Genomic DNA, 10413 nt, shown 5'->3' with positions numbered 1-10413 from the left:
TCGATCTACTCGAGACCCGTTAAACGTTCGGCTTACGGGCAACGGCCATGGCTGTGGTGGGATAGAAGAATGATTTCCTCTGAACGTTCAGACATCGAAATCCGGACATACCCAGATTTGGCAAACCTGCCGAGAGTCGAAGTAATCGAGGAGTTGTATGCATCGGCTTCTCGCCTGCCACCACTGAGCGAGGCCCCGGAGGTCGCACATTCATTTGCTCGGCTTTATGGGTATGCGCGTCAACGGAATGACGTCGTTGGAGTGGGTGTCCTGGTCAGTGGGAATCTTGTTGGATTCGCCTATGGCCATCCGTGGTCGTGGGAATCCGAAACGGACGTTTGGTCGCAGCAACTCCGCCATAGACTTGGCCCTGATTCCGCGGCTCTGATCGACGAATCGTTTGCCGTATTGCTGCTTGCCGTACATCCGGTGGCCGGGCGTCGTGGCCTGGGGGCCGTGCTCCTTGAATCGCTCATGAATGGATCCAATGCCCAGACGCACTGGCTTCAGACGACAGACTTTGAAACGCCAGCGCTGCGGCTCTACCTGCGAATGAGATACCGCAGCTTGGGACATGGACCGGACGCGCCAAATGGGAAACCTGGGCTGGTTCTGATTCACACACAAAACGACGCCCGGTAGGGGTTCGGCTATCGGGTTGTATTTTCACACCTCCGTCAGTAGCTCGCGCAGACGGCTTCGTTCGTCCTGCGAAAGGCCAATGGTGTCGAAAACAGCGTCGGTGTTAGCTGCCGCCTCCCGAACGATCGAAGCAGTCTCGGCAATCCATTGGTCGGCTTCCGTGACCGACCACGATGCCTGCCGATCATGGGTTGGTGCGTGGGTTTTCGCGCCGGCCATTGCTCGCACCGATTCCGCATAGTCGCCTGCCACATCATCGGGCGAGACGCCCGCGTTGCCCAGGAGCAGAGCGCTGATCATCCCGGTGCGATCACGGCCTGCACTGCAATGGATGAGCACCCCCGTTTCAGCGTTCGCGATAGCTTGCATCGTTTCACGGACCAGATTTGGGAGTATTCGCCAGTTGTGTCGCCAGTATTCGGGCGAATCAAGAATTGGAAAGCAAACTTCACGGAACTCGGGGTTGTTCTGATCCTCAGTCGGTGCGCTCACTATCACCAGGCTGGAGTGTGTGAAGTTGTCGATCACGGGGTCACCCTCTCGACCTCCAACCTCATGCGTGCAGCGCAGATCCACCACTGTCGATAGCCCCCACTGGCGTGCTTCAGCCCAACCCGAATCAGTGAGCATTTCCTGACGCGGACCCCGAGCTACGCGCTTGAAGACTGTCGATCCGGTGGCCGAGAGCGGCGTGGGTAGGCCACCGAGATCGCGGGCGTTGAAGTAGCCGTTCCAGTTGAGGTTTCGCATCGTGCCAATCTAGTTGCCGAAGGGCATTCGGTCGGAAGTCGAATCCCGAGGTATTCAGTCATTCAGGGGCAGTGGGAGTCGTCCCGCAGGGGGGTCCTCTTGCTGGCTTGCAATTCTCTTGCCGGCCGTTAGGCGAAATAGCCATGATTGCGGCGTTTGCATGTGCTCGTTGTCCCTTCCCATCATCGGGAAGTTTGCGCGCGCATCCTCCGTCGTGCGCGTGACTCTGACGCCCGCACGACGCTCTCGCTCCGAATGCCCGCTGACGCGCGCTCGTCCCTGCCCCGTTGGCTCCTACAGTCTCGAGCAAGTGCGTCGAAAAGTCGTCAGCGGAGGTTTGGCATACGCCGAAGGTAGCTGTGCAACGTATGCGGGTTTCTTACCCGCGGGTAGCCTGCTCCGAGGACGAGGTGCGAAATGACATGTGAACCTAGTGCCGCGGCGAACAGAAGCGCCCCGCCACGCACGGTGTCAGACGACGACAGCGGTGAGCCGCTTCGACGGAGTTGAGCCCGCGCTACTCGTGCCCCGGGCAACATCACCAACGGCGCCGTGATGAGACCCGCTGTGTAGCTCTTGAAGGAGACCGAAGTCGCGACGTGCGTGACCACATGAACTTCCAATCCGCCTAACACCGCTCGGTAGAGACGTGATTTTCCTTGGGAGCGTGCGCCGCGAACACAGGCCGCGCCAACCAGCACTCCCATGAGCGCGATGGCGAGTACAGATTGCGCCGGAGAAACGACCACCCGGTCGCTGCCCAGACGTGCGGCGAGCAGCCTAGACGTGGCCGGGAAGGTAAACACTTCCTCGACATCGTGCACAAGCCAAGCGGCGAAGAGTGCCACCGCAGCGATCCGGGTTCCAGTTGGCTCGATCGACACAACGAAATCATAGCGGCCCCCGCCACCCGAACTTTTGCTTGCAGTGCCGGCGCAAATTTCGTGCCCGTTCGGAGCCCCGCAAGGGGTTTCCGTTGCCGGACTAGATAGTCCGGCAACGAGATTTCAATCGATGCCCTTCTCAAAGGCTAGATTCGAACTGACGTTGGATAGTGCGGTAAACGGTCGACCGCGCGACGTTGAAGAGTTCCGCAAGTTCCGCGCTGGAGTGAAGGCCGGCGTTGTGGACTTCGATCAAGTGTTTCTGCTGTGGCACCGACAGTTTGGGCTGCCTACCGCGAAGATGCCCTTTCGCTTTGGCCACCTGCATTCCTTCGCGCGTTCTGGCGCGGATCAGATCCGACTCGAATTCGGCGACCATCGCCAGGACGTTGAAGAGGAGGCGCCCGACCGGATCGTTCGGATCATGCACCGATCCGCCGATACTCAGCGTGACGTCTTTGGCTGTCAGCTCGTCAATGATGTCTTTCGCATCCCTGAGCGACCGTGCGAGTCTGTCGAGTTTGGCGACGACGAGGGTGTCTCCAGCACGGCAGGCGGCCAAAGCTTCGCGGAGCCCGGGCCGAGCTCGGTTCGTTCCGGTCAGACCATGATCGGTATAGATCAGTGACGATCTAACGCCCAATCGTTCTTGGGCATTTTGTTGGGCGGTGAGATCTTGTTCATCTGTGGAAACGCATGCGTATCCAATTAGGAATCCATTCATGGCGAAACTGTTCCGCTTTGCGGTGAGCGGGTCAATAATCGTCGCAGTCGGGGTCCGGCTTGCCGGCGGCGTTCGGCGCAGCACTCCGGGCTGCGACGTTACTCGGGGCGATTGAGCACGTCGCCATCCCCCGTCAGGTCGGCGTCGGTTCGGACCGGGAGGACCTCGAGACCCGGAGTCCGCACGAGCTCACGGATGAGCGCCGTCGTCCCGGCAACGAGCGTCGAGTCAAAGTCGATTTCGGTGGCGAGCACCCAGGAATGATCGTCAGGCCACAGGATGCTTCGCGATTGCGCCCACATCACGCCGTCGACCCAAGGCGCACGCCCGGGCCACGCAGCATCCGCGAAGGTGTTAGCGCCGGCCTCGAACAGAACGTAGTGCCGTCCAGTGCCTCCGTGTAGGTCGAAACGTGGCCCGGCTGCGGCTTCAAGAGTGAGCACGCCTGAGCCTGGTTCCGGCTCTGGGCGGGCACGGCCAGGAAGAGCGTCGATGACGGAACGCGCCCCGGCGATCCCCTGCCGGGCGGCCGTGAAAAGTCGCTCCCGAAGCGTCGGATCAGCGATATGCGCTGCATCCTCTTCGGCATTGCGGGCGGACGCGTCGTCGCTCGATTCGGGCCCGAAGTGTGCAATCCCTGCCGAGCTCACCAGACCGCCCCACCCCTCCCAGATCGCGGCGATACCCGCATCCGGAGTCGTGGTGTGACGGGCAAGAACAGTGGATGCCATCGTCAACGAGGCTGCATCACGACAACCCTCAAACGTGTCTCCATAGCGCCAACCATCTGCCCCGATCGCGCCGTCGGCAGTGCCATAATCTCGCCGCAACAGCCGCGCGTACTGTGCCTCGGCGTGCATGGTCGTGCGGAACGAAGCCGCAGATTGTGCCCACGTGCTGCGCTCCCTCTCAAGCGACGCCTCGACGTCATCGACACCCTCGAAGTACGTCGCGGCATCGACACCCTGCCACGTCTTCGTATCGCGCGGGCCATCGCGATCGACAGGATGAAACACGCGCGCGTACGCCTCGAAACCACGAGGAACAATTGACAGGATGCTGCCAAACGGCTCAGCTTCCAGAGGGCGAAGCCACTCACCCCGCCCAATGTCGGGCACCCACTCGAATTCTTCCGGCATACACCCATTCCCCCTAGACGCAACTGCCCGGCTTACTCGCTCGCACCGTACCGGGTATTGCAAGGCTTCACCGATTAGGCCTGTGCACGCCAGTCCCTTACCTGTCGCGTCGCAACCCGCAGCCTGAGTCAGCAGAAGACTGCAACGGATCATGGCCAGGCTGGTGTGGCGTAGCCGTGGGACCGTGAGGACGTCCCGTACACGGTGCCGCTTGCGGGCGCTCTCAACCTCTGTTCCGATTGAGTTCGGAAACGGCGTTTTCTGATCTTCCCAGGCGCGGCGGTCCACTGTCGTTTGCCATGAATTGGGACCGCTGTAGGCGGCTTTCTGCCAGGTTCATGGGATCACCTGAATGGCGAGTTATGGGACCACCCGGGAAGCCTTGCCGGCGGGTCCTCGGTCCGCTTGTTTGATCTTCGCGTCAGATATTTCGACGGGGAGGTCATTGACGTTGGGATTCAGGGGGGTCAGTGTGAAAGAGACCAGGGAAGTGTTGCGAGGCTGGCTCGACGCGGTCGAACTGCGCGTCGTCGCGGAGCGAGCGAGTGTGGATCGGAAGACCGCGCGTCGCTATGTGATGGCCGTGTAAGCGGCCGAATTGGAACGCACCGCGCGGCTCGCGGCGATGACGGACGAAGTCGTCGGCGGGGGGGACTTGGGCATGAGCGCATCAAAGCCGACTCGATGGAGATTTGCAGGGACCGCGATGGGTGGTTATCCCGCAGAACTCGGGCCGGTTCATCCACCGGAAAGTTCGGAGGGCTTTGTTGCTCCGGAAAGCTCGAGGAGTACATTCGGTTCATCTCCCACAACCCATGCATCGTGGCCCGGCTGGATGATTGCGAGGTCGCCTGGACCAAACTCCAGTTCTGTACCATCGTCCATGAGCACCATTTGCCGCCCGGAGAGAAAGTACTTCACATGGTATTTCTGGCAGGTCTCAGTGTTCACGACTGGCTTGACGTGTTCCGACCATTTCCACCCCGGCTCGAGCGTCTCCCGGGTCAGGTCGAGACCGCCGATGGTTACCGACTCAATGGTTCCCTTGGCGAAAGGCTTCTTCGTCTCATCCGGGGACGAAAAACTCTTCTTCACAATTGTTTTCATGATTTCCTCAGCCGCTTTGGAGGTTATGAAGTTCAGGATCTCTGCCCAGATGTCGGTTGCCAGCGATATGGGACCACGTCGTTGACAGGAGCATGAGACCACTTGGACGTGTCACCGAGCATCGCGGACTTCGCTTTCGGAGTCAAGGTCGCCGCGCATCGACTTTGAAGTCGCGGTCGATAACCGGTGAGCCTTCGGCCTACGGGCGCCGAGTTACGAGCAGGTACCCGGTCGTGTAGCAAAGACACGTCCGGGCTGGCACTATGGCAGGCATGGCTGATGATGCTCTTCTCTCAGTGGCGCTGCGAAACCGTGTGACCGTGTTCGTCAGAGAACACGTGCGGATTGCGCCGGGTCTGCTCGACCGTGTCATCGTCATCGGGTCTGCCGTCGTCGGCGACTGGTGGGAAGGAATCAGCGACATCGACCTCGTGCTGGTCACGCGACGTTCGCTCAGGCACGACGAACTCGTCGTGCTTGGTGACCTGCATCGATCTACGATTTCGGAAGGACCGATCGACGGTGTTTACCTGACCGAACAGCAGTTGGATGCGGGGCTGGAACGGATCGGGGTCGCCCCGCAGGTTATCGACGGCGAACTCGACGAGCAGGCACACGGAGCGCACCTCAGTTGGGTCACGTGGCGAGAAGTCGAATCGGGCATCGAGGGTTTCGTCGGCACCGCCGGTGCCATCGCCTGGTCACCCTCGACCCGGCGCTTCCCCCGCGTCGAGGAAGGCGTGCGAGCGTTTTCGCGGCAGAACCTCCGTGACTACTGGCGACCCCTCGGAGCTGGGGCGCGGGCTCAACTCTCGCCACGTCCTGATGGAGATCCCGTTGACGCTGTGACTCTGCGCTGGATCGCGCTTGGTCCGGCACGCCTCGTCGCGACGCTCGAAACCGGAAATATCATTTCGAAGTCGGCGAGTGGAACATTCGCGGCGCAACGCTGGCCAGAGTACGTCGAGTTGCTTTCGCGAGCAGTCGCGTCACGAACTGGGATAAACGAATCGTTCACCGCGGCGGATGAACGCGCAGCCCTCAACCTGCTGGACAAATGCGTGGCAGTGGCCGAAGTCGACAGCCGCTCACGCAAGCCTTAGCTCGGAGTGTTCGCAAGTCGTTCCGCCTCTGGGTGCTGCCCCGTCGCACAGTCGCTTCGCTGGGTGTCAGGATGAGGTCATGCACCGACTTGAAACTGTCAACGATTTCGCCGCGATCCGGGAGATTGAGCGCGAAGCGGGACAAGCGTTTCGAACAGTTGGCATGGACAGCGTCACTGACGATGATCCGGTCAGCGCCTCAACGTTCGAGGACTTTCTCGCTCGAGAAGGAGCGTGGGTGACGGTAGCTGACGACGATTCGGTGATTGCCTATTTACTGATCGAATCACTTGACGTTGCCATGCATGTCGAATAGATCACAGTGCATCCTCCGAGTGCGCGTCAAGGTGTTGGGGCGGGGCTTCTCGATGTTGCAAGTGAGTGTGCTGTGCAGAGAAATATGACCGCGGTAACTCTGACCACTTTTCGTGACGTCCCTTGGAACGCACCGTATTACGCGCGTCTCGGTTTCATTGTGATGGCCGAAGGGCGATGGGGACCGGCGTTGCGAGACAAAGTCGCGACGGAAGAGAAGAATGGCTTGGAAAAGTGGCCCCGCGTCGTCAGGCAGCGACTCGCCGGCTGAGTGCCGTACAGGGTTCCTCTACGGGCATCGGAACGCAGCCTGCTTCCCTATGGAACGATTGTGGTGGCCTGCGACCAGACGACCATCCAATGGCCATCTTGATACTCGTAAACATCCGTGTGCCAAGCGCGGAATTCAAGCTCATCGGCGGTGCCGACGCTGAGAACTATTCGTGCGATGTACTTCAGAATCGTCAGCTTTCCAGACGATCTGACGGAGATTTCTGACTCGGGCTCGAATACGAGGTACTCGAGTCGCTTCGATTCCACGTCGCTGAGATAAGCCGATTTTTTTTCCGTGTGGACCCGTTGGGCGTCACAAGTTGGTAATCGGGTGCATGGAGGCCCTCCGCAACGACCATGTCGCGTTCGACGAGCGCGCGAAGTCTCGCTCGTTCGATATTCACCACCGTCGCAGGATCTATGTTCATGTGCCCTGTCTAACAGCAGCGGCGGCCGCCGCCGGCCTGTACCGAGGGGACCAACCCGCAGGTGCTAGAAGACATACTCGGCGTCGTTTAGCGTTTCCCTATGGGCGGTCTTCGAATCTCACTTCGTTTGGGCTGCAATCCATTCGGCGAAGCGTGGTCCGAGCTGTTCAACGTCGCAGTTCGGCACTAATCCGCCATCACGGATGGCGCGCCGCGTAGCGCCGGGAATCCGCAGGGGCCCCGCACGATGCCGTTGCAAATACAGGGCTTACCAGCCTGGTCCCGGCTTGGAAGCTTAACTACTCAAGTCTCGCGTCGAAGGGCAGTGATTCCCACATAGGCGAGCAGTGCCGTCCCGAACGTTCCGAGGAGACCAGCGAGGAATGCCGCATCAACGCCGAACCCTCCACTGAAGCTGATGACGACGTACCCGACAACCGCGAGCAGCACGAGGGCGACGTAGGACAGTCGAACGAGCCAACCCACCGGTGAGCGAACGACGGACATGAGAATCACCGCCGCCAACGGTGCAAGCATCATCCCGCCGAAAAGCAGAGCCGGCGCCACCCGCACATCGCGGCCAGAGCAGGGACCCATGAGGTTGCACGCCGTGGGGAATCCTTGCGCCATCCAGAATACGAGCCAAGTAACGACCACAATGGCCACCGCGGGAAACAGTAATCCGAGGCGACTTTTCAACCAAATATGGGAAGTCATGTCACGAGTGTGGCATTTCGGCGCGCAGAATGAAGCACTACAGAGCCGTATGATGACAACTCGTTACCGCTCAGGCCGGGTGAACAACTCCACGGGTCCAAAGACGCTTTTAACCAAGGCGGACGAGCGCCAAGCTCCGGAACCTCCAGCGCCACGAGCGGAGCGGTCGTGGTGCGGCGGCTCAACATCGCTAGAAAACTCGGCGTCCCGTAGAGGGGTCGGAGAAGGCGGATTCCACTCGGCCACCCCCGGCGGAATTCTTAGGCTCCTTGACCGGTATGACGTCGCCCTTGCCGGCGTCAAGACGGTCGTGGTTGGGCGAAGCCCCATCCTTGGCCGGCCGGTTGGGATGCTCCTCCTTGCCCGCGATGCGACGGTGACGTTCTGCCATTCGAAGACAAGAGAGCTCGCAGATGCAGTTCGCGACGCGGGTATTGTGATCGCCGCAGTGGGACGACCGGAACTCATCCGTGGAGCCTGGATCAAGCCAGACGCAGTCGTTATCGATGCTGGGTACAACCCCGGCAACGTTGGAGACGTCGAGTTCGCGGGCGCAGCGTCGCGAGCCAGACTCATCACGCCCGTACCGGGCGGCGTGGGCCCAATGACAATCGCGGTTCTACTCGATCAGACTCTCGATGCCGCCCGAAGCACCGGCTGAGCTGTTGAGTCAGCTTTCACACGACTCCTTCTGGGAGCCATGAACGGGTCCTCAAACGGGCGAGTGAACCGCCGAGTCCTGCGTTGCCAGCATGCAGCATCCTGATTCCCAGGAGAGCCCCGCAGAGGGTTCCGCTTACAGCCTTTAGGTTGGAAGGATGGATGAAGAGGTGTTAGCCGGGGGAAACTCAAGCACGGTCGTGCGGGTAGGCGACACGGTTCACCGCCCAGCAGGACTATGGACTCCCGCGGTGCATCAACTCCTGACCACACTCCGCGCGGCGGGAGTGACGGAAGTACCCGAGCCCTTCGGCCTGGACGAGCAGGGCCGCGAAGTGCTCTCCTACCTCCCTGGAATCGTCGGCAACTACCCAGTGCCAAGCTGGATCTGGTCGCCGACGATGCTGCACGAGGCTGGATCTTTGCTCCGACGGGTACATGACGCCGACGCGCCACTCGCACACCGGGCCGCCACGTGGCAGCTGCCGGCGCACGAGCCAATCGAGGTGGTGTGCCTGAACGACGTCGCTCCCTACAACATGGTCTTCCAAGACGGGCACATCACGGGACTTATCGACGTCGACATGGCTTCTCCGGGGCCTCGGATTTGGGATCTCGCTTACCTCGCATATCGGCTCGTACCGCTCGGCGAGTACACAGACCATGACGTTCCGGGAGAGGATGCTCGCCCCGGTCGGCTCGATGCACTCATTCGTTCCTACGGATATGACTTCGACCAGGCCGCCGTCCTCCTTACGGCAGCGGATCGAATGGAGGATCTGGCCATTTTCACGGATCAACGTGCCGCCGACACAGGTCGCAATGACTTCATCGAACACGCCGCACTCTACCGACGCGATCGCGCCCGACTTCTCGAAATGAGCGCGAGCCTGTAGCTACGGGTTTTGAAGACCCTTTAGCCGTTTCTCCGCGGACCAGTTCGCGGGCTGCCTCCGCGTCTACGATGCCGTCTAATCTTGGGCCATGGTTGATCAATCCGTTGTGACTCTGATCACGGGCGCCGAACACCGGCTGCTACTTCCTTCGGTGCGCCGACGCGGCTCAGAGGTAGATTCCTTACCCCAGGCTGCGGCGCCGTGTTCGGCGAAACAGCTCTGTCCGCTGGCGGTAGAAACGGGCAGCGCCTACTACCCGGGCGGGAAGTGATGAGCCGGCTGGACGGGGAGACCAACGGAACCTCCACGAGATGAACGCCGGCGAGCTACTGGAGGCGATCGACGCCCACGACGAGACGCTCAGCATCGGGTTGCCGTTCGAGGACCGCGTCCGGTTGGCGGTGGAGGACGTCTACTCGTCGTTCACGGACTCCACGGTCGCGGGTCTGATCCGGCGGGCGGGGCTGCGTTACCCGAACGCTGACCTGCGCCGCATCGACTTGCTCGACGAGTGCGACCCTGAACCGGCAGCTCCTGGCCCTGCTCGGCACCTGCCCTTCCAAAGGTTCACCGGGTCGGGGAAGTCGTATCTGGGTGGCGCGCTGCCCAGGGCGGATAGGACGGCGAGGCTGGGCTCGGGCATCGCGTGGAGGCGCGGCAGGAAGTAGAGGGCGGTGCCACTGACCCCCAAGGCTGAACATTGGGCTGTATCACAGCAGCCCGCGAAGCGCAGTCCCCTCATGAGCCGACGTGTGATCATCTGCGGCAAGTCATA

The 10413-nt window shown here is 61.0% G+C and carries 13 protein-coding genes; 7 read left to right on the top strand and 6 right to left on the bottom strand.

Annotated elements, in window-relative coordinates; translation table 11 throughout:
• Positions 1-69: 69 nt before the first annotated feature.
• Positions 70-642, top strand: a complete 573-nt coding sequence (locus E3T35_RS08945) for a GNAT family N-acetyltransferase (protein ID WP_134378589.1) — start codon at positions 70-72, stop codon at positions 640-642.
• A 24-nt stretch (positions 643-666) separates the two neighbouring features.
• Here the strand turns inward: E3T35_RS08945 and E3T35_RS08940 are convergent, their stop codons facing one another.
• The 5 genes from E3T35_RS08940 to E3T35_RS08920 all read right to left on the bottom strand — a co-directional run bounded on the left by E3T35_RS08940 (position 667) and on the right by E3T35_RS08920 (position 5246).
• On the bottom strand, positions 667-1392 hold the full coding sequence (locus tag E3T35_RS08940) for a tyrosine-protein phosphatase (RefSeq protein ID WP_134378587.1): 726 nt from the start codon (positions 1390-1392) through the stop codon (positions 667-669).
• Between the two features lie 326 nt (positions 1393-1718).
• Positions 1719-2240 carry an HXXEE domain-containing protein gene (locus E3T35_RS20200; protein WP_370449317.1) on the bottom strand — a complete coding sequence of 174 codons (522 nt, stop codon included), beginning with the start codon at positions 2238-2240 and terminating at the stop codon, positions 1719-1721.
• Between the two features lie 175 nt (positions 2241-2415).
• Positions 2416-3000: a recombinase family protein gene (locus E3T35_RS08930; protein ID WP_134378585.1), complete on the bottom strand. Its 585-nt coding sequence runs from the start codon at positions 2998-3000 to the stop codon at positions 2416-2418.
• A gap of 98 nt (positions 3001-3098) precedes the next feature.
• Positions 3099-3731, bottom strand: a complete 633-nt coding sequence (locus E3T35_RS19765) for a hypothetical protein (RefSeq protein ID WP_241988785.1) — start codon at positions 3729-3731, stop codon at positions 3099-3101.
• 1146 nt (positions 3732-4877) lie between these two features.
• Positions 4878-5246 (bottom strand): cupin domain-containing protein, encoded by a 369-nt coding sequence (locus E3T35_RS08920; protein ID WP_134378581.1) that lies wholly within the window; start codon positions 5244-5246, stop codon positions 4878-4880.
• Positions 5247-5566: 320 nt separating this feature from the next.
• On the opposite strand from E3T35_RS08920, the gene E3T35_RS08915 reads away from it, so the two are divergent.
• The 3 genes from E3T35_RS08915 (at position 5567) to E3T35_RS20195 (ending at position 6935) form a co-directional block, all read left to right on the top strand.
• Positions 5567-6349 carry an aminoglycoside adenylyltransferase domain-containing protein gene (locus E3T35_RS08915; RefSeq protein WP_241988784.1) on the top strand — a complete coding sequence of 261 codons (783 nt, stop codon included), beginning with the start codon at positions 5567-5569 and terminating at the stop codon, positions 6347-6349.
• A 79-nt stretch (positions 6350-6428) separates the two neighbouring features.
• On the top strand, positions 6429-6665 hold the full coding sequence (locus E3T35_RS08910) for a hypothetical protein (RefSeq protein WP_134344202.1): 237 nt from the start codon (positions 6429-6431) through the stop codon (positions 6663-6665).
• 6 nt (positions 6666-6671) lie between these two features.
• The gene (locus tag E3T35_RS20195; protein WP_370449314.1) at positions 6672-6935 is read left to right on the top strand and encodes a hypothetical protein; all 264 of its coding nucleotides are present in this window, start codon (positions 6672-6674) and stop codon (positions 6933-6935) included.
• Between the two features lie 733 nt (positions 6936-7668).
• Here E3T35_RS20195 and E3T35_RS19560 read toward each other — a convergent pair.
• Complete coding sequence (locus tag E3T35_RS19560; RefSeq protein ID WP_198421014.1) at positions 7669-8082, bottom strand: hypothetical protein; 414 nt, start codon at positions 8080-8082, stop codon at positions 7669-7671.
• On the opposite strand from E3T35_RS19560, the gene E3T35_RS20190 reads away from it, so the two are divergent.
• The 3 genes from E3T35_RS20190 (at position 8024) to E3T35_RS08890 (ending at position 10306) form a co-directional block, all read left to right on the top strand.
• Positions 8024-8743, top strand: coding sequence for a hypothetical protein (locus E3T35_RS20190; protein ID WP_370449316.1), 720 nt, complete (start codon positions 8024-8026; stop codon positions 8741-8743). The genes E3T35_RS19560 and E3T35_RS20190 overlap by 59 nt on opposite strands.
• Before the next feature lie 250 nt (positions 8744-8993).
• Positions 8994-9638 (top strand): phosphotransferase, encoded by a 645-nt coding sequence (locus E3T35_RS08895; RefSeq protein WP_241988782.1) that lies wholly within the window; start codon positions 8994-8996, stop codon positions 9636-9638.
• A gap of 311 nt (positions 9639-9949) precedes the next feature.
• Positions 9950-10306, top strand: a complete 357-nt coding sequence (locus E3T35_RS08890) for a hypothetical protein (protein ID WP_134378573.1) — start codon at positions 9950-9952, stop codon at positions 10304-10306.
• Positions 10307-10413: the final 107 nt, after the last annotated feature.

Origin of the sequence: Cryobacterium sp. TMT1-2-2 (assembly GCF_004403505.1) — a bacterium.
Classification (GTDB): Bacteria; Actinomycetota; Actinomycetes; order Actinomycetales; family Microbacteriaceae; genus Cryobacterium; species Cryobacterium flavum.
This window is presented reverse-complemented; position numbering and strand designations above follow the sequence as displayed.

What these genes read in the sequence shown, in the direction of transcription:
- E3T35_RS08920 (WP_134378581.1), bottom strand. Translation starts at nt 5,246, where the DNA reads ATGAAAACAATTGTGAAGAAGAGTTTTTCGTCCCCGGATGAGACGAAG.
- E3T35_RS19560 (WP_198421014.1), bottom strand. Translation starts at nt 8,082, where the DNA reads ATGACTTCCCATATTTGGTTGAAAAGTCGCCTCGGATTACTGTTTCCC.
- E3T35_RS08890 (WP_134378573.1), top strand. Translation starts at nt 9,950, where the DNA reads ATGAACGCCGGCGAGCTACTGGAGGCGATCGACGCCCACGACGAGACG.
- E3T35_RS19765 (WP_241988785.1), bottom strand. Translation starts at nt 3,731, where the DNA reads ATGGCATCCACTGTTCTTGCCCGTCACACCACGACTCCGGATGCGGGT.
- E3T35_RS08945 (WP_134378589.1), top strand. Translation starts at nt 70, where the DNA reads ATGATTTCCTCTGAACGTTCAGACATCGAAATCCGGACATACCCAGAT.
- E3T35_RS20190 (WP_370449316.1), top strand. Translation starts at nt 8,024, where the DNA reads ATGGCCACCGCGGGAAACAGTAATCCGAGGCGACTTTTCAACCAAATA.
- E3T35_RS08940 (WP_134378587.1), bottom strand. Translation starts at nt 1,392, where the DNA reads ATGCGAAACCTCAACTGGAACGGCTACTTCAACGCCCGCGATCTCGGT.
- E3T35_RS08930 (WP_134378585.1), bottom strand. Translation starts at nt 3,000, where the DNA reads ATGAATGGATTCCTAATTGGATACGCATGCGTTTCCACAGATGAACAA.
- E3T35_RS08910 (WP_134344202.1), top strand. Translation starts at nt 6,429, where the DNA reads ATGCACCGACTTGAAACTGTCAACGATTTCGCCGCGATCCGGGAGATT.